General features: G+C 48.4%; 13 protein-coding genes. 6 read left to right on the top strand and 7 right to left on the bottom strand.

The annotated features are described in order from the left end of the window. Window positions 1-36 precede the first annotated feature (36 nt). Window positions 37-321, bottom strand: a complete 285-nt coding sequence (locus K7B67_RS11450; protein WP_252180464.1) for a hypothetical protein — start codon at window positions 319-321, stop codon at window positions 37-39. Between the two features lie 133 nt (window positions 322-454). Between K7B67_RS11450 and K7B67_RS11445 the strand changes: the two genes are divergently transcribed. Beyond that, a complete protein-coding gene (locus K7B67_RS11445) occupies window positions 455-6,385 on the top strand; it encodes a transporter substrate-binding domain-containing protein (RefSeq protein ID WP_252180463.1) in 5,931 nt (1,976 codons plus the stop codon). A 65-nt stretch (window positions 6,386-6,450) separates the two neighbouring features. Here the strand turns inward: K7B67_RS11445 and K7B67_RS11440 are convergent, their stop codons facing one another. Next, window positions 6,451-7,506, bottom strand: coding sequence for a hypothetical protein (locus K7B67_RS11440; RefSeq protein ID WP_252180462.1), 1,056 nt, complete (start codon window positions 7,504-7,506; stop codon window positions 6,451-6,453). Between the two features lie 236 nt (window positions 7,507-7,742). Here K7B67_RS11440 and K7B67_RS11435 point away from each other — a divergent pair, with 236 nt between their 5' ends. Both K7B67_RS11435 and K7B67_RS11430 read left to right on the top strand, forming a co-directional pair. Then, window positions 7,743-8,045, top strand: coding sequence for a succinate dehydrogenase assembly factor 2 (locus K7B67_RS11435; RefSeq protein WP_252180461.1), 303 nt, complete (start codon window positions 7,743-7,745; stop codon window positions 8,043-8,045). After that, entirely contained in the window at window positions 8,026-8,469 is a 444-nt protein-coding gene (locus K7B67_RS11430; protein WP_252180460.1) for a hypothetical protein, read from the top strand. The genes K7B67_RS11435 and K7B67_RS11430 overlap by 20 nt, the downstream gene beginning before the upstream one ends. An 85-nt stretch (window positions 8,470-8,554) precedes the next feature. On the opposite strand, the gene K7B67_RS11425 is transcribed toward K7B67_RS11430, so the two are convergent. The 4 genes from K7B67_RS11425 to K7B67_RS11410 all read right to left on the bottom strand — a co-directional run bounded on the left by K7B67_RS11425 (window position 8,555) and on the right by K7B67_RS11410 (window position 13,003). Beyond that, the gene (locus K7B67_RS11425) at window positions 8,555-8,980 is read right to left on the bottom strand and encodes a hypothetical protein (protein ID WP_252180459.1); all 426 of its coding nucleotides are present in this window, start codon (window positions 8,978-8,980) and stop codon (window positions 8,555-8,557) included. A 176-nt stretch (window positions 8,981-9,156) separates the two neighbouring features. Continuing rightward, the gene (locus tag K7B67_RS11420) at window positions 9,157-10,137 is read right to left on the bottom strand and encodes a hypothetical protein (RefSeq protein ID WP_252180458.1); all 981 of its coding nucleotides are present in this window, start codon (window positions 10,135-10,137) and stop codon (window positions 9,157-9,159) included. Between the two features lie 249 nt (window positions 10,138-10,386). Further along, window positions 10,387-11,772: a hypothetical protein gene (locus K7B67_RS11415; RefSeq protein WP_252180457.1), complete on the bottom strand. Its 1,386-nt coding sequence runs from the start codon at window positions 11,770-11,772 to the stop codon at window positions 10,387-10,389. 196 nt (window positions 11,773-11,968) lie between these two features. After that, window positions 11,969-13,003, bottom strand: a complete 1,035-nt coding sequence (locus K7B67_RS11410) for a hypothetical protein (protein WP_252180456.1) — start codon at window positions 13,001-13,003, stop codon at window positions 11,969-11,971. A gap of 795 nt (window positions 13,004-13,798) precedes the next feature. Between K7B67_RS11410 and K7B67_RS11405 the strand changes: the two genes are divergently transcribed. The 3 genes from K7B67_RS11405 (at window position 13,799) to K7B67_RS11395 (ending at window position 17,373) form a co-directional block, all read left to right on the top strand. Next, window positions 13,799-15,031 carry a transposase gene (locus K7B67_RS11405; protein WP_252180455.1) on the top strand — a complete coding sequence of 411 codons (1,233 nt, stop codon included), beginning with the start codon at window positions 13,799-13,801 and terminating at the stop codon, window positions 15,029-15,031. 117 nt (window positions 15,032-15,148) lie between these two features. Continuing rightward, a complete protein-coding gene (locus tag K7B67_RS11400; RefSeq protein WP_252180454.1) occupies window positions 15,149-15,991 on the top strand; it encodes a helix-turn-helix transcriptional regulator in 843 nt (280 codons plus the stop codon). Window positions 15,992-16,095: 104 nt separating this feature from the next. After that, window positions 16,096-17,373: an MFS transporter gene (locus tag K7B67_RS11395; protein WP_252180453.1), complete on the top strand. Its 1,278-nt coding sequence runs from the start codon at window positions 16,096-16,098 to the stop codon at window positions 17,371-17,373. 251 nt (window positions 17,374-17,624) lie between these two features. On the opposite strand, the gene nadB is transcribed toward K7B67_RS11395, so the two are convergent. Further along, on the bottom strand, window positions 17,625-19,253 hold the full coding sequence (nadB, locus tag K7B67_RS11390) for an L-aspartate oxidase (RefSeq protein WP_252180452.1): 1,629 nt from the start codon (window positions 19,251-19,253) through the stop codon (window positions 17,625-17,627). Between the last annotated feature and the right edge of the window lie 380 nt (window positions 19,254-19,633).

The raw sequence follows: 19,633 nt of genomic DNA, 5'->3' as shown, positions 1-19,633 counted from the left end.
ACTCTTCATGTTCTGACGGGGTATGTCAACACTGAATCAGGCCCTGCCGTTTCTGTGCAGGGCATTCATCAGGTTTTTGTGTTTCTTTTTCTTCCGTTCAGGGTTGTTGCTGGTTCCTGTGTATTGGCGGGCAATTTCTTTCTCGGCAGTTTTCAGGCTGGCTTCATCAGGCTTGATTCTTTGCAGGTAGCGCCGACCAGCGCCTTCCTTGATGTTCAGCTTGCCACGCAGGGTAGCCATCTTGTCCATCAGGTTCTGAGCTTCAAGAATACTGCTCTTGCTTTCATCAAGGGTTTTTTGGGATTGTTTTTCGATATCCATAATTGATCCGGAATGGGAGTGCCTTTACTCATTTTAGCCTGTGAGTGAAAATGCGTATTTCCCTCAGTAGCATGCCTTGCGATTCCAGGTAAAATGTTCGGGCTAAGCCCTGTACGATCTAGAACGAACTCTTATGTCATACGCTCTAAACAGCCTTGAGCGTGAAAACAGTCCTGAACTGGTGGCCAGCCTGGAGGCCTCCGAAGATCAGTCTATTTTCACAATAAAAAGAAAACGTGGCCTGATTTTTTGCTGTGTAAGCCTGCTTTTTTTCTGCGCTTTGTCGTTGCCCGGCTGGTCAGCAGAAAACAGGACAGGGGCGGACTCAGGCTATTACAAACCCCTCAAGATTGCCTATACGCCGAATTCCCTGCCCTGGGCTTTCACCAATGATGCCGGTGAACCCGACGGCCTGATACTCGATCTCTGGCGGGAGTGGTCTGAACAGGTGGGCGTACCTGTCCAGTTCTATCCCATGACACAGCAGCAGGCGATTGATCGACTTAAAAACGACGAGATTGATGTCATTGCTCTGCTTGGGGAGGCGGATGAAGCCACCGAACAGGGCATTCTGCCCCGTGAGATTCTCCAGAGTCGCAGGGGGTTGTTTATCCGCAACGATATTGCTTCCAAGCCCATTGATGAGCTGTTGTCGGAGCATCAGGTTGCTATTCTGGGCAGGGGCTATCTGAAGGATAAGGTCGTTAAAGGGTTGCCTGACGCCAACCTGAAAGAGTATGACAGTCAGCGTTTGATGATTGATGACATTGCCTCCAGAAAGGTAGCGCTGTTTGCCGGTAATGCTGATGTACTGGGATATTATCTGGCAAGTCGGGGCGTCAGCTCCGATTACTCCCTCCATGAATCTTCTATTGATAGTACGGTTTCGCTGGTAGCCGGAATCAATAACAGTCGTTCTGCCCTGGGGTCTCTTATCGAGAGTGGTATGGAAATGATACCTGAAGATCGCAGGCGCCTGGTATTCGAACGCTGGCTTGGCTACGATCGTAATACTTCGGGCAGGCTGGTCATTGCCCTGGAAGCGGCTTCAGCCCCTCTGTCTTTTGTGAATGCATTAGGCAAACCGGCCGGTATGTACGTCGACATCTGGCAGACATGGTCTGAAAAAACCTCTACGCCCATTCGCTTTAGAATGGGGGACCGGGCTGAAATTATTCAGGCGTTGAAAAGTGGCAAGGCCGATATCCTGGGCAGTATTTCTCCCTCCAGGGCCCGCAGTGAGTGGATGGTCATGTCCAATCCCTTCTATGGCCTCAATTCAAGAATTTACTATCGCAGCAGCCATCCACTGAATGACCTGGATTCTGAGCTGGAAGGCAAAAAGCTGGGGGTGATTGCTAGTTCCAGTCATGAAGAGTTTGTTAATAAATGGCTTCCGGGCGTCAAGCTGGTCACTGGTAATAATACCACTGATCTGATTCAGAGCCTGTTCAAAGGTGATATCGATGCCTTCATGGGAGAACCTGTGGTGGTTGAGTCTACCTTGGGTGCCCTGGGCCTGATCGGCGAACTCAGCAGCAGCAAATACTTCAACATGAATGAAGCGATTGGTGCCGGGGTGGCCCTGGATAACAGTGAGGATCTGATTGCGCTGGTTAATAGAGGGCTGGGAGATATCTCGCCTGAAGAGTACCGGAAGATTGAAGAACGCTGGATTGTTAACAGCGACAACCGGTATTTCGGAAAAGGCGTTACCAGCGTCGATCTGACCGAGGCGGAGCGTCGCTGGCTGGATCGGAATCGTATTATTGAGATTGATGTGCAGACCGACCATCCGCCATTTCTTTTCCAGGACGAAGACGGGAGTTATCAGGGCATCGCCGTTGATTATATTCGTCTTCTTGAGGATCGCCTGGGTTTCACATTCCGCCTTAACCCCTCCAAAGTCTGGACCGAATCTCTGGGTCGTGCCTATCGTCATGAAACCGATGTGCTCGGTATGGTACAGAAGACAGATGAGCGCAGTCGCTATCTGGACTTTACCAGTCCATTGTTCAAAGTGCCTTCGGTGATTCTGGCCAGAACCTCGGATAACACCATCGAAGATATTCGGGATCTGGAAGGGCGCACGGTCGGTTATATAGCCGGTAGTGCTGCCCTTGATTATTTCAGGGCCAAAAACGGCGACATTGATTTCCGGCCCATCGCCAGTCTCAGCAGCGGTATTAACCTGGTTTCCAGTGGTGCCCTGGATGCGGTGATTGCCGATATTGCGGCAGCCAGTTTTGAGCTTGACCGGCTCAAGGTCACCAATATCCGCGTGGTAGGTGAGGCCGGTTTTGAGTATGAATATGCCCTTGGCAGTCGTAACGACTGGCCCATGCTGGGTTCCATTTTGCAGAAAACTGTTGACAGTCTGACTGAGACAGAGAAGGCACAAATTAACAGTCGCTGGGTCTCTATTACCGAGTTGAGCTGGCAGCCTAATAAAGAGTTGTTCATTGGTCTGTTGCTGGTTCTTGTCACGCTGATCCTGATTATTTACTGGAATCGCAGGCTGACTCTGGAAATCGGTGAAAGGGAGCGTGCCGAAGAAGAGTTGAAAGCCCGTTCAGACCTGGATCGTTTGCTCAGCAATATTTCCAGAAAGCTCATTAACAAACCGCTTGGAGAGGCTGTTCAGTATTTCCTTCGTAAGCTGGCGGTCTTTCTGAGTTACGATTTGGCTTTGGTTTATTCGAAGACGAATGGTCATGCCGCTATTGAGCATGGCTGGTCCAACAGTAACTCGCTGAAAATGGATCACTTGAGTGAGCTGCTCCGGGATATCATCAAACAGAAAAGTCAGCCTTCAGGAGAAGGTATAGCTGCAGAAGGTATCGCTGCGCTTACGCTGAATGTTGATGATAAGCAGCCCGGCAAAAGTGACTATTTGCAGAGTCTCAGTAAGGACGGGGTGATAACAGGTATTCATTTTGCCATGACGTTATTCGGTGAAGAGACGGGTGGGGTTGTATTCCTTAATCGTCAGACCGAAGACGAACTGCTGAGTGATGAGGTGGATCTCCTGCGCAGGGCCAGTGAGCTGGTGGCTGTTGCCCGTTCACGACAACTGTCTGAAGATGCCCTGAGATCCAGTGAAGAGCGTTATCAGCTGGCAATGGATGCCGCTTCCGATGGTCTCTGGGACTGGGATATCGTCAACGAATGTATCTATTTCAGTCCCCGGTATCAACGTATGCTGGGTTATGAGACTGGCGAGCTAACCAATACTTTGGGCGTCTGGCGTCGTCTTATTCACCCGGATGACAAGATTGCTACCATTGACTTCTTTAACGACCAGTTTGCTCACTCGGATGAAGCCTTCGTCTATGAATACCGTATCAGGCGCAAAGATGGCAGTTACGCAACGGTCAGAAATAAAGGTAAGGTCGTTTTCCGGGACAGTCGAGGCCACCCACTTCGTGCAGTAGGTACCCTGGTTGATATTACTGAGCAGAAAGAGCGTGAGCGTGAACTTTCCATGGCCTGCTTCACCCTGGATCAGGCCTCTGACCATATTCACTGGTTTCGCCATGATGGCAGCCATAAATACGTCAATGAGTCTGCTTGTCGTGCCCTGGGTTATACCACCGATCAGATGATGGAGCTCAGTATCATGGACATCAATCCGGCGGTTACTGAGACTTCCTGGGAGCGGCTCTGGGATCGGCTGACCATCAGCAAGGCAATGACTTATGAGACTCTGCGTAAAACCCATGACGGCAGGGTTTTCCCGGTTGAAGTGACGGCCAACTATATGGAATACGAAGGTGAAGGTTACCTTTCTGCCACCGGGCGTGACATCACCGATCGTAAACATGCTGAGGAAACGCTGCATAAAGCCAAAGAGGCGGCCGATCAGGCCAACCTGGCGAAAAGTAACTTCCTGGCCAATATGAGCCATGAAATCCGCACGCCAATGAATGCCATTATTGGTCTGAGCCACCTGGTGCTGCAGACAGAAATGTCCAACAAGCAGCAGGATTATGTCGATAAGATCCAGTCTTCTGCCCATGCCCTGTTAGGCATCATTAACGACATTCTTGATTTTTCCAGAATTGAAGCCGGAAAGCTCAATATGGAGACCATTGATTTTGACCTGGGGGATGTTTTTGACAATGTTTATGACATCACCAATGTAAAGGCAGAAGAGAAGGGGATTGCGCTCAGTTATGACATTGCCCCGGAGATTCCACGCCGCCTTAAAGGTGACCCTCTTCGCCTTGGGCAGGTATTGATTAACCTGATTCATAATGCCGTGAAGTTCACCCATCACGGGACGGTCAGAATAATAGCAAGCCTGATGTCGCTTAATTCAAAAACAGCCAGAATCTGTTTTGAGGTTCGCGATACGGGCATAGGTATCAGTCGTGAGCATCAGGCTAGACTGTTTGAGTCGTTTTCTCAGATTGATGGCTCTACTACCCGCAAGTTTGGTGGTACGGGTCTGGGTTTGGCTATCTGTCGAAGTCTGGTCAATATGATGAGCGGTGATATCGAGGTAGAGTCTGAAATTGATCGGGGCAGTACCTTCCGTTTTGACGTTGAGCTGGGTCTGGGTGAGTCCTTCGGGCTTACTGACCAGTCGCTGGTGGGTACCCGGGTGTTGGTCGTCGATGACACTGAGGAAGCTCGACAGGTTCTGGTCAGCCAGCTCGCTGGTTTTGGTTGTGAAGCTTTGGAAGCCGGGGACAGTGTCACGGCTCTGAATATCCTGAGGGAGCACAATCTTGACTCGTCGGACAATCCGGTGGCTGTTACGCTGCTGGACTGGCGCATGCCTGAGACCGATGGTATTGAACTGGCAGAGCAGATCAGGGCGCTGAACCTTGCTTCTGTACCGATATTGATCATGATTTCGGCCTACGGTCGTGAAGAGGTGATGGCCAGGGCTTCTGGCAAGGTGGATGCTTTCCTGATCAAGCCGGCCAGCAGCCCTGTGTTGGTGGAAACCATGCTGCGCACCCTGAATTACAAAAGCTCGGGTGATGGCAGTAAGAAGGTCGACAGTGTTGCCAGAAAGCAGACGCTCAATGGTGAGATTCTGCTGGTAGAAGATAATGCAATTAATCAGCAGGTCGCCCTTGAATTGCTGGAAGGTACAGGACTGACGGTAACGCTGGCTGATAATGGTCAGGAGGCCGTCGATATTCTTGAATCCAAAGCCTTTGACCTGGTCTTTATGGATATCCAGATGCCCCAGATGGATGGCTACCAGGCGACCAAAATAATACGACAAAACATTGGTAATAACGACCTGCCGATTATTGCCATGACGGCCCATGCTATGACTGGCGATCGTGAACGTTGTTTGCAGGCGGGTATGAATGATCATATATCCAAACCGTTGAATCCTGCTGAGCTGCAAGAAATGGTCGCTCACTGGCTTCAGGTCTCCAAAGAAAGTGTGCCATTAACTTCTGAGGTAACCGGAGAGTCTGAGCAGAAAGAGTTCACAGACGAGCTGGAGAGATTGGCAGGCATTCATCTCCACAATGGCCTGAACCGGGTGAGTGGGAATATCGGTTTATACCGCCAGTTGCTGGTCAACTTTTATCTGGATCAGAAGGACGACTTGCAGAAGCTGTTTGACTGTCTGGATAAGCGGGATTGGGAAGGTGCCAGTTTTGTTGTTCATGGTGTCAAGGGCGCCGGAGGTACTCTTGGAGCAGAACAACTGCATATTACCGCGGCTCGATTAGAAGCTGCCTTGAGAGCCCGGAGCGATTTGCCCTCAAAAGCGTTGATAGATAGTTTTGAACAGGCCTTTAATGAGGTGATGGACGGTCTTGAACAGCTGGTTGACAAGCATCCGGAAGAAGAAATCGTAGGCGAAGGTATGGTCGAGATTGAGCGCCTGTCCTACCTTATGAGTTCCATGATCACGCAGCTTCAGGAAGGGGATGTGTCAGCCTCTGAGTCTGTTTCTGAACTGGTGGGTGGACTGGCCGACAAGGTGGATAAACAGACGCTGGAAGGGTTGCAGAAGTGCATTCGATTCTATGACTTTGAAGAGGCGGAGCGGATTCTCGAGAACCTTCAGTCAGAACTGGGAGCCTGACCTGCGGTAGTGCAGGCAGCCCGACAGGGGTCGTGTATGAAGATTCTCGTCTGGCTGTTGGCCCTTTAAAATTGCAGCTCCTGTTTGGGATCTATTTTATAGGGCAGTGGCTGGCAATTGAGTTTTAGTCCTTCCTCTCCGTCCAGTCGAACATCATTGTCTTCAGCAGATTCAACACGAATCACTGCCAGTACTTCAGTTGTCTGCTGGGTTTGTACACTCGCAATCACTTCACCTATCGCTTTGCCTGCACTATTGAACAGGCGTGTATCAGGTACAAGTGTCAGCGGCTGGTCTGAGCTGAGGCGATAGCAACGACTTTTTAGTTGTCCGAGGTTTTGCATGCGGGCAACAATTTCCTGGCCGGTGTAGCAGCCTTTTCTGAAGCTGACACTTTTTAGTGAGGACAGATTAAGATGCTGTGGAATGTAATTATTTGCAATCTCCGGTGACAGGTTAGGCTCAACGGCGAGGCAATCCAGCAGCTGCCAGTGCTGATGCCCTGCGGGCGTGAATTGCTTTGTGAGTTTATCCCAGAGTGTTGCCAGATGCTCAAGGGTAATCCAGAGTTCAAAACGATTGACTGCCCCGGAGAGGTTCAGAAGCCAACCCTGCTGATCAATATTCAGGGCGCTGTTGTCATTGGGAACGTCATTAAACAGACTGGCAATCTTCTCTTCAACAGCCTTTCCAGAGAGTCCCAGGCAAATGTAGTTTTGGTCGGGGGTCAGTTCAGTTTTATAAAACACAGCGTATTTGCCAAGGGAAGTCTGGGTGCTCTCAATCAATCCCCGATGCATGGCCATCATGAATTGCTCTTCACTGGCTTTGAGCAGTGTGAAGCTGGTGAACATTCTGCCTTTGGGAGTGCAGGCCGCCCCCCCTGAAAACTGCTCCGTCGAAAGGGTATCAAGATTGCAGGTGAGCTGTCCCTGGAGAAACTTCAGGCTGTCCGGGCCAGAAACCTGTAACAGGGCTTTTTGATCCAGCACCGATAATGTCGGGCTTTCCGGTTCAGGGGTTGAAGAGTCTTCACCGAAGTCAAGCAGTTTGCCGTTTTCATAGCGAGCGCCCCGCTCAGTAAAAAACCGTTGGCATCTTTCTTCTCGATCGTTAGTCATGATCCATTCCTACAATGTTTCGTTCTGAACTGTGCTCTGATTTCAGTATCCCTGCTGGCTGGCAATGGATACAGGCAAGGGCGGGTCGACGTTGGTCGTCATAATGCTGGTGGGCATAATATAGAGTATTCAGGGCGTTAACTAAACCGTATAATGCTCGTCGCTGTCTGCTTTCAGGCAGTTTCCCTCGGGTCTTGTAACAAGACTTTCTGTTTAATCAAGGGAGTATTTGGATAATGTTGAGCGCTGATGACTTCAGACGCCTGCAGTGGCACAGTCGACGCGGTATGCTGGAGCTGGATGTCTTGCTTGAGCCCTTTACCAACCAGGCTTTTAAAAAACTGTCTGCGCAGGATCAGTCGGTCTATCTGACATTGATTGATTGTGAAGATCCGGATCTGTTTGCCTGGTTTATGGGCGAGGGGCGTCCTCAGGATCCCGGGCTGGCGAGCATGGTGGATAAGGTTCTGCAGTTTGCCCGTAGTGGTTTGGATAGTGGTTTGGATAGCGGTTTGAAGGATGCCTGCGGCGCCCAATAATCCGATGATTGAAGTGCGGGCAGGTCGGTCTGTTCGCCACTTAATACTGGCTGCCCTCTGTTATCTGTTTGCCAGCCTGGCATTGTTTTTCACCTCTCTTGATTTTCTGTATACCTTGTTATTGTTTACAGGTCTGACTGCCTCTGCCATTCATTATTATCTGCTGCGGCTAAAAAAGAGCCTTGATGGCAGTGTGCTGGCTATACGCTGGTATAAAGATCGATGGTTCATCAAGACCTGTAAAGGTTGGCAGCCTGGTATGCCTAAGGGAGAATGGCTGGTATTGCCCTGGTTGATATGCCTGAGATTTCGTGGGGAGGATGAACGAAATTACTCGGTGAATTTTTTCAAAGACTCCGATCGCCCTGAATCGCTGCACGCTTTGAGGTTGCGTTTATTGTTGATGGCTAAAGGTAGAAAGTGACGGGTTCCGTTCACCCTGAGCGCCCTTCGACTCCGCTCAGGGTGAACGGACGAAGGGTGGTTGGCACGGTCTTTAGCTTTCGCACCTAATGGGTAATGATTATTCTGATGTATAAGCTCGGGTTTCTGTTAAGCCTTGCTATCCGATACCTCTTATAAGGTTCTGCTACTGTGTATATAGCGACGCAGGTGAGCACACACATAAAAACTACCGTGCAACCTACGATTGCGGCTGTAGAATTGGTAGTGTCAGACTCTTCTTGAGAGGGAACCATTGTATCTTCGTTCTCATGTTCAGTTTCATTATAAGTTTTAGTGAGCTGATGAATCCCGTCCTCATCCATTCTGTACTCCAGCAAAGATCCGTTTTCATCCCTGGATCGCAAGGGCTTACCCAGCGGGTTTATGGAGAAAGATATTTTTTTAGGGGTTGTCAGGGTGACATTCTCAGCCCAAAGAGAAGAGCAAAAAGGGAGCATCAGGGCGAAAAGCAGGCTTGAAAGTATCTTCATAAACGATGCAAACCACCTGAAGAAGTTAAAAACCAAAAGAAGAAGTTATCTCCCGGACACAACAGCTTGTTCGGGTGCTCGGACTAGCGGAAAGCTTAGACAGCATATTTCTAGCTGTCCAATCAGAGCACTCCCATGATCAACTCATGATGCGGCAAAGCTATTGCTTTGTGCATCTAATTGATAATGATCACTCTCATCATATGTGAGCTCCGGTTTCCGTTAAGCCTCGTCATCCGATTCTTCTCATAATATTCTGCCATTGATACGGTGATGTGGGTGAGCACACACACAGAAACTATCACGGAAACTAAGATTACGATTATACGACCGTTAGTGTCATATTCTTCTTGAGAGGAACCTATTTTGTCTTCGTTCTCATGTTCAGCTTCATTATGAGTTTTAGTGAGCTGATGAATCCCGCCTACATCAATTCTGTACTCTAGTAAATATCCGTTTTCATCACTGAACGAAAAGTAACTCGGCTCCAGGTCAAGATTTAATGTTGCCAGAGTTATCCCCTCTTTATCTTTGACAATAATCTGTGTGCCGACACTTTCAGGAATGGCCGCTGAGGCGTCTGGCGGTATTTGTCTGGTCGAAGCGGCTATTGATGAAGACTCTGGTGATAAAGACCGGGTTGGTGAAGGGTTGATGGTTGCATACGTCATTGTACTGGTGTCGGACATGGCAACAGAGGTTATTTCAGACTTTGATTTCCAGACGAATTCGATTGAATAATCCTGCTCTTTTTCCAAACTTAGAATGGGTTTGAAGAGCTTAAGCTTGCGTCTTTTGGGTATCAAATCCGGCGACCCGGTGGCATTAGCATTGGAAACTGTCGTGTCAGTCTTATTTAAAACGTCATGCAAATAAGTGGGCGCAGCCGTTGCGCTGAAAACAGCTGTATCAATAACACTGTCTTCATCCTCTTCATAGTAACCAAGATACAATTTTGAGGAGTCGCCCGGGTCTTCAATTAAAACCAGATGGAACAAAGCCTCCCGTAATGAATCGCCCCTGAGTGTGTAATAAAGAAAATCAGACTCTTTACCTTGAAATCGGACTTTTGACTCAATTTTGTTTATTGATTGACTCCCTCGCATGGATTTACCCAGCGGGTTCACGGAGACAGATATTTTTTTAGAGGTGGTCAAGGAGACATTCTCAGCCCAAAGAGAAGAACAAAAAGGGAGTACTAAGGCGAAAAGCAGGGTTGAAAGTTTTATTAAATTACTTGTGTATTGCATGAATGGTACTCGTGTTTATTTCAGGTTGCACTTAGTGTTGGTGAATACCGGTGCTTCCCTGCACCAAACTATCTGTTAATTGTCGTTGAAAAGGCTATTGCAGTGGAAGCTGCCATAGATTTTGCAACTGGAAAAAAGAGAAGTTTATAAAAAAACTCAGGGGTTTTCGTAACCTTTCGGCGATCGATGATACGGACAATAAACTACTAATGCCACCATACCCAATAAGACTACTGCAGTCCCAAAAGGTATCGTTGCAACCATGATTATAGAATTGGTAAGGTCATCACTTTTAGTGGGGGGAACATTTCTACCTCCGTACTCATATTCAGTTTCGGTATGAATTTTAGTGAGCTGATGAATCTCGCTTCCATCAATTCTGTACTCCAGCAAATATCCGTTTTCATCACTGAACGAAAAGTAACTCGGCTCCAGGTCAAGATTTAATGTTGCCAGAGTCATCCCTGCTTTATCTTTGATAATAATCTGTGTGCCGACATTTTCAGGAATGGCCGCTGAGGCGTCTGGCAGTATTTGTCTCGTCGAAGAGGCTATTGATGAAGAGTGTGGTGATAAAGACTGGGTCGGTGAAGGGTTAATGGTTGCATACGTCATTGTACTGGTGTCAGACATGGCAACCGACGTTATTTCAGACTTTGATTTCCAGGCGACTTCGATTGAATAATCCTGATCTTTTTCCAAACTTAGAATGGGTTTGAAGGGCTTACGCTCACCTCTTTTTGGCATCAAACCCTGTGACCCGGTGGTATTATGGGAAGTTAAATTAGCATTTATAAATGTGTCGTTTGAAGACTGAGGTGGCAGAGCCGTGCTATTGGTGTTAGCACCATTGGGAACCGGCGTGTCAGATTTATTTAAAACATCCTGCAAATAGACAGGCGGAGCCGTTGATCTGGAAATGGCTGTATCAATAACACTGTCTTCATCCTCTTCATAGTAACCAAGATACAATCTTGAGGAATCTTCCGGGTCTCCAATTAAAACCAGATGGAACAAAGCCTCCCTTAATAAATATCCCCTGAGTGTGTAGTAAAGGAAACCAGACTCTTTACTTTGAAATCGGACTTTTGACTCGATTTTGTTGATTGGCTGAGTCCCTCGCAGGGATCTGCCAAGCGGGTTTACAGAGACGGATATTTTTTTAGAGGTGGTCAGGGAGTAGCCTTTCATGAATTTTGTGAGTTTGACTCTGGCGCCTGATGCTAATGATTTTATGTAGTTTGTCACCTTACGAACGCTTCCTCTATGACCGCCTCCTTTGTTACCGCCCCACCTGTGACCGCCCCATTTGTTGGCACTTCCTTTTGAACCGCTTCCTTTCGAACCGCCCCCTGAGGAGCTGCTGCCTCTTCGCGCTTCCCTTCTATTCCTTTCAGAAACAACACCACCTTCTTCAAGAGCGTCGTACTCCTGAGGATCGTATGGCAACAGACTATCTGCTCTGATCTGATCATTCTCAGCCCAAAGAGAACAGCAAAAAGGGAGCACCAAGGCCAAAAGCAGGCTTGAAAGTATCTTCATAAATCTATGTAAACCACTTGAAGAGGTTAAAACCAAAAGAAAAATTTATTCGCCGGACATAGCAGATCCGTATGTTCAGACCAGCAGAAAGCTTAGACAGCATATTTTTACCTGTCCAATTAAAGAGCTCGTAGATTGCATAAATAATACTCGTGGTTATTTTTTTAAAATGTGATCTCTTGCACGGGTATCAAACTCATGGGTTTTCGTAAAGTCTTCTCTCTAAACGATCTGCCCAGCAGTCTGCTAATGCGTACAAAGTAGCGAAGGCTAACCCAACCCCAACAATCATCACGGCAGCTATGATAATGAAGCTAGTGTCAGGTCCTGAGCGGGAAACAGTTTTACCTCCGTCTTTATATTCAGTGTCGGTATGAATTTTAGTGAGCCGATGAATCCCGGTCCCATCAATCTTGTACTCCAGCAAATATCCGTTTTTATCACTGAACGAAAAGTAACTTGGCTCAAGGTCAAGATTTAATGCCGCCAGACTTATGCCCTCTTTATCTTTGACAACAATCTGTGTGCCGACATTTTCGGGAATGGCTGCTGAGGTGTCAGGCGTGGCAACCGACGTTACGGCAGCTCTTGATTTCCAGACGACTTCGATTGAATAATCTAACTCTTTTTCCAGAGTCAGGATAGATTTGAAGGGCTTAAGCTCATGCTCTTTTGACACCAGGCGCCGCGACCTGATGGTACTATGGGACGTCAAATGAGTCTTATTTAAAACGTCCTGCAAATAGATGAGCGCATCCGTTGAACTTGAAACATTGGTATCAATAACACTGTTTTCATCCTCTTTGTAGTAACCAAGGTACAATTTTGAGGAATCTTCCGGGTCTGTAATTAAAACCAGATGGAATAAACTCTCTTGTAATAAAGCCCCTCTGAGTGTGTAGTAAAGAAAATCAGATTCTTCACTTTGAAAGCGGACTTTTGACTCAATTTTGTGTATTGGCTGACTCCCCCGCATGGACTTGCCAAGGGGGTTTACGGAGACGGATATTTTTTTAGAGGTGGTCAGGGAGTAACCTTTCATGAATTTTGTGACTTTAACGCGGGCTCCTGATGACTTTATGTAGTCCGTGACCGTATGCTCCTGAGAATCGTAGGGCAACAGGCTATCTGCCCCGGTCTCATCATTCGCTGCACAAAGAGCAGGACAAAAAGACAATGCCAAGGCTAAAAGCAGGCTTGAAAGAATCTTTATAAAGGATGCAAAGCGCATAAAAGGTTATTGGGAGCCACAACATCTTGTTTAAATGTTCGGATTAGCTGGGAGCTTAGACACTCTATTTTTATCTGTCCAACGTTAATCGCGGGGTTCTCCATCCTTTTGCGAAGCAATAGGGTGGAGGGGGATAGCGAGCAAGGCGCTAGGAGCCTGACCGAGAATAGCTACCCTACGCGGCAACTGCTCCTGCGTTGCTCTAGCTCCTGCATCCATGCAGTCGTGCGGCGACAGCAAATTGGTCTGAAAATCCGCTTTTGTTCGTCAAATAGCTAGCTATTCTCCTCACAAAACCGAATTTTTATCCTCAATTTTCTGCCGTCCTCGATACGGGCGCTATTCTCGGTCAGGCTCCTAGCCTTGCCCCTGGGACGCAACGTAATTCTTGACGGTGTCGATATTTGCACCACCTGTAATGCTCACAAAATAAGACCTCGACCATAAAACGGGCTTTGTATAAAACCTCGACAACTGTTCACCGAACTCTTTTCGTAAGATCCGGCTTGTTCCCGTCTTCAAAGCATTAACAAAATCCGACAGTGCAGCAGTTGGCGGCAGTTCTATCAATAAATGAACATGATCACAGTTGTCCGACTCACACTCTATCAACTCCCCTCCCCAAGCCTCACAACGCACTTTTGCCATTTCTTTGAAGCGTTTAACCATTGCATCAGACAATACTCTGCGGCGGTACCTGGTAACAAGAACCAAATGGTATGAAAGTGCATAAGTGCAGTGATTTAGGGTTTTAATACTTGATGTAGTCATAGTAACTAATTGTATAATAGAGATATGGAACTACGCAAAGCAACTTACAAACTATATCCCACAAAGCAGCAGGCCGAAGCCCTGAATCACGCTTTGCGGTTGCATTGTGAGTTTTATAATGCAGCACTTCAGGAGCGAATAGAGGCATACCGGAAGTGCCGTATATCCATTAAGAACAAAGACCAGCAACCGCAGATCAAGGTGATTCGTGAAGAAATACCGGAGTTTGCAACACTCAATTACAGCAGCCTTCAGGTCACTCTAAGACGACTGGATAAAGCTTTCTCAGTCTTCTTTCGTCGTGTCAACTCAGGTGAAAAAGAACCAGGGTTCCCCCGCTTCAAATCCCACAAGCGTTATCCGGGCATCGGCTTTAGCTCGCACGGTGATGGTTGGCGGTTCACTCCTGGAGAGGATTGGAAGCATGGACGATTGAGACTGACGGGTGTTGGTCACATACGTTGTCGCGGCAAAGCCAGAGTTGCAGGCAAGATTAAAAGCATGGAGCTTTTGCATCGTCGGGGAGAGTGGCTTATCAGCCTCACGATGGAATGCAATGGTGTATTAAGAGAACCGACTAGTGGTAAGGCTTGCGGCCTTGACTGGGGAGTAAACAAGCTTCTCAGCGTTGCAACAGAATCCGACGGTTATCAGGTTGATAATCCCCGTTGGTTTCAGCAGGAAAGAGAAAAACTAAAGGCTCTGAAGCAAGCGGTCAGCAGAAAGAAAAAAGGCTCGAACCGATGGAAGAAAGCCTGCAAGAAGCTGTCCACTCATCACCGGAAAGCAGCTAACCGGCGCAACCATGAACATCATCAATTATCGGCTCAAGTAGCCTCGCAATACGCTCTTGTAGCGACTGAGAAATTGCAGGTCAAGAATATGACCGGCAGTGCAAAAGGTACATCAGAGAAGCCCGGGAAAAACGTAAAACAGAAAGCAGGTTTAAACCGTGAGATTTTAGACACTGCGCCAGCGACCTTGCTGGCTATGATCGCCTACAAAGTGAAGGAAACTGGTGGGCTATTCATAGAGACACCTACAAGGAAACTTAAACCCTCGCAGCGTTGCCCTGTATGCTGGTCAGTGAAGAAAAAGACACTGAAAGAACGGGTGCATCAATGCGAAGTCTGTGGTTGCAATGAAGATCGGGATATTGCTGCCGCACGGGTTAATTTAATCTGGGCGTTAAATGAGTTGGGGTCGGAAACCGGCCTACACAGAGCTTGCTCTGTAAAACCACCACCAAGTCTTTAGACTTGGTGGTGGTAGTTTATTCAATATGGTCAATATTGGTCTATGCTTGTTCATTCTTTGCCGTGAAAATGCCCGAATGCATCATTTTCATTGTGCGGGGTGACCGGAAATAAGGTCATGAACATTTGGGTTAAGTTTGCCTTGAGTTATAAGAATGGACTGGGATATTTGGCCGTGGTGGGCAGGAGCAAACTTGGTGAATTTAGTCATACCGATTGCGATAACAAGATGACCTGTATTGATAGTGTACCCTCTGTGCCAGAGCTCTCCAGTGACTTTATGCACTTTATGACACACGACCGGGTTCAGGCCTGGGGTGTGCACGATTGCCACGCCAGAGCGTTTTATATGAATGAGCACTCTCTCTGGCTGTACGGTCTTCCACAACACTATAAAATCTGTGGCAAGCGGTTTACAGACATTCCAGCGCCTATATTCGCTCGTTGTTCTGAACAGATTGTTGAGCAGAACAACATTTGTATCAGGGAAAAAAAAGAAATTACTGTCCTGAACGTGCATCCGGGGGGGAGTGGCTGGTTTGCCTACGTTTCCAGGAAGAAACCTCATTACAACAGTCTGCAACAGGTAGATGGGGTGCTGAGTCACGGCTATTCAGTGACACAGTCATGGATGAAAGCGGCCATGAATATCCGCTGCCTGATGAAGCTGGATGGTCGGGCCAGGGGTCAGTCCTCATTCCGGATAGGGGCGATGCCGAGCCTGAGCCCCAGGGAGTCAGAGGTATTGTTTTTCCTGATTTGTAATCAACAGATTAAGCAGATTGCAGGCATTCTGTCGCTGTCTGAAAACACCATCCGGTCACACATTGAGCATTTGAAGAAAAAGTTTGGTGTGCACTCTATCACCCAGTTGATAGAGGCGGCTATTTCAGTGGGTTGTCACGACTTCCTTCCTCCCACCTTACGTCTCAGGCAGCTGTCTATGATCATGACGAACTGATCAATCTTGCACCGGGAACGGATAGAGTTTTATCTGATCTTATTTTGTAGGCACGTTGCGATCGGACTCAGTTATTTATTGATTGATTTTTCCAAGAGGTAGCCATGGCTTTGCCCCAAAGAAAAGTAGTAGCGATTACATCCCTGGGTGGACTCCTCGAAGCCTACGACTTCACCGTTTATGCGCACATGGCGGCTTACATTTCTCTGGTTTTCTTTCCTGCCTCTGATACCACCAGTTCACTCATCAATACCTTTGTCACATTTGCATTTGGGTATATTTCCAGACCGCTTGGCGCTATTGCCTTCAGTCACTGGGGGGATCGCTATAGCCGTAAAGCCAGTTTTACAGTCACCATTCTGCTAATGGCTGTCTCAACATTATTGATTGGCTTGCTACCCGGTTACGCTCAGTGGGGTCTGCTGGCACCGGTTCTGCTGGCTGTTTTCCGGTTTTTTCAGGGGTTTTCATTTGCCGGTGAGTTGTCTGGTGCTTTTACTTATCTCTATGAAATCGTCCCTGCCCGAACACAGGGCTTTGCTGTCAGTATCCTGGGGGCGGCGACTCTGGCCGGAACTCTGCTGGGGGTCAGCCTGCATGGGGTTCTGATACATCTGTTGACGATGGAGCAGATGGTTGATTGGGGTTGGCGGGTGCCCTTCTTACTGGGAGGATCTCTAGGGGCTGTCAGTTATATCGTCAGAAGACGTTTTGTTGAGCCGGAAGCTTTCAGAGTGCTGGTGGCGCGTGGTGAAGTCGAGAAACTGCCTTTGCGCACCCTGTTAACACAATACAGGTCACAAATTTTTACCGGGTTGCTGCTGGTTATGCCAGTGTTGATCGCTGTGACAGTGTTGGTTTTGTTTATCCCTGGCTATCTGACACGATTGCTCGACTATTCGGCCCGGGAGGTGGCATTGGCCAACGGGCTCAGCATGTTTGCCGGAGTGCCTGTGTGCCTGCTTATGGGCTGGCTGTCTGATCGTCTGGACAGGCGCTACCTGATGCTGGGATCATCCTTTCTGATTTTTGTGACGGCCTGGCCACTTTTTCATTGGTACGCTTCTGGCAACGCGAATCTGTTGGTGACGGCTCTCACAGGAGCCATCCTTTGGGGGAGTATCGATGGTATTTCCCTTTTGCTACTGGTATCGGCCTTTCCAACAGGCATTCGTTTTACCGGAATGGCTTGTGTTTACAATGTAGCGGCCACGGTTTTTGCTGGCTTTGGCCCGGTTATCTCAATGGGTTTGATTCGAGTTACGCAGTTGCAGGCCGCTCCTGCATTGTATCTGATGATCGGTGGCCTGGCAGGTTGTCTGGGGGCTTTGCTGATATCCTCAGAACAGCGAAGAAATCATGCACCAGCCCTAGGAGCCTGACCGAGAATAGCTGCCCTACCGGCAACTGCTCCTGCGTTGCTCTAGCTCCTGCATCCATGCAGTCGTGCGGCGGCAGCAAATTGGTCTGAAAATCCGCTTTTGTTCGTCAAATAGCTCGCTATTCTCCTCACAAAACCGAATTTTCATCCTCAATTTTCTGCCGTCCTCGCTACGGGCACTATTCTCGGTCAGGCTCCTAGGACAGCTGGAGTCCACAACTTAGATCCGTGGATTCCGTCACTTTGGACAAATCAAAACGTGATGGCGCTTTCCGGTACAAAGTTTTCCGGTATCAGAATGGTTTCCCTGCTGTGCTCCAGTGTGAATGGAAAGTCCAGATTGAAATGCAGCCCTCGGGACTCCTGCCGGGAGAGGGCACAATCGATAATCAGTTCTGCCACCTGAGACAGGTTTCTCAATTCAATCAAGTCATTGCTGACCTTGAAGTTGCTGTAAAAATCATGGATTTCATGCTGTAGAAGTTTGGAGCGGTTTCTGGCTCTTAGCAGGCGTTTAGTGGTTCTGACAATACCTACGTAGTCCCACATGAAGCGTCTGAGTTCATCCCAGTTGTGTGAGATGACAACATTTTCATCAGAGTCGCTAACCAGGCTGTCGTCCCATTCTGGAATGTCAGGGCAGGGTGGTTGGTCAGCAATGGTGCGGTTGATGTCTTCAGCGCAGCTTCTGGCACTGACAAAGCATTCCAGCAGTGAGTTGCTGGCCAGACGGTTGGCACCATGCAGGCCGGTAAATGAGCATTCTCCGATGGCGTAAAGCCCGGGGAGATCGGTTTGACCGCTCTGGTTGACCAAAACACCACCGCAGGTATAGTGGGCTGCCGGAACAATAGGGAGTGGTTCGCGGGTCATATCAATCCCGTATTCCAGGCACCGCTCATAAATATTCGGGAAGTGCGACGTGATGAAGTCCCGTGGCTTGTGACTGATATCCAGAAACAGGCAGTCTGCTCCCAGCTTCTTCATTTCATGATCTATGGCCCTGGCAACAATATCCCGGGGGGCGAGTTCACCACGGTGGTCGTAGTCGTCCATGAAACGGGTGCCGTCAGAGCGCACCAGCAAACCACCTTCTCCCCGGACTGCTTCTGATATCAGGAAAGACTTGGCCTTGGGATGGAACAGGCAGGTAGGATGGAATTGGTTGAACTCCAGATTGGCAACCCGACAGCCTGCTCGCCAGGCCATGGCAATACCATCTCCGCTGGCACCATCGCTATTGCTGGTAAAAAGATAGGCTTTGCTGGCACCGCCGCTGGCAATAGCCTGTGCACGTCCACGGAACAGTTTTACCTGGTCTGAAAGGATATCTAGTACATAGACGCCCACGCATCTTTGTTCATCCAGTCCCAGTTTGTTGGTAGAAACGACATCGATGGCCAGATGATGTTCATAAAGGTCAATGTTGGTCTGCTTTCTGGCTTTGGCGATCAGGGTTTCTGAAATGGCCCTGCCGGTCGCATCGGCGGCATGAATGATTCTTCTGGCGCTATGGCCGCCTTCCCGAGTCAGGTGAAAGTCAAAATTCTTTTTGTTTTCCTGTTCAAGGGTAAAGGGAACACCCTGGTCAATCAGCCACTGAATGCTGGCATTACCCTGTTCTACAACATGTCTGACAGTAGACTCCCGGCAGAGTCCCGCACCCGCCGCGAGTGTATCTTGTATGTGTTTGTCCAGGCTGTCCTGCTGTGTGTCCAGAACCGCTGCGACACCACCCTGGGCGCCAGCTGAAGAGCCGGCCATTAACTCGCCCTTGCTGAGAATGGCGATTCGCAGCTGGTTGTTCAGATGGAGTGCCAGTGTCAGCCCTGCTGCGCCACTGCCAATGATTACTACGTCATAGTCAAGTGTTGGATGCATGTGTATTCTCTGATCCTTCTAATAACAGACTGAGGGGTCTGTATCAGGAGTCTGCCACAGACAGGCTCCGGTCTGAAAAATATTATGAACACGGGCAGGGGTATTATCCACTGGTTGTCAGGTGTTCAGGCTAAACTGTGCCGGGGCCGGGTAAGGAGTGGATATGGTCGTTTTACAGGTAAAACTGGAACCCGGCACCATGATGGTTAAACTCACTTCTATCTAAAGCTATATTACAGGTTGCCGATGGCCTGTACGGAGAATATGAGTCATCTTTACGGTGAAAGTCATTACGCTCCCAGAGGTTTGTACTGTTGTCTTTGCTAATGATTACATAAAAACAGGCTCAAAGTATGGCGTTATAAAACACTGAAAAATCG

It is taken from the genome of Endozoicomonas sp. 4G, assembly GCF_023822025.1.
Taxonomy (GTDB): domain Bacteria; phylum Pseudomonadota; class Gammaproteobacteria; order Pseudomonadales; family Endozoicomonadaceae; genus Endozoicomonas_A.
The sequence above is the reverse complement of the archived record's forward strand: the minus strand, read 5'-3'. Positions and strand labels throughout refer to the sequence as shown.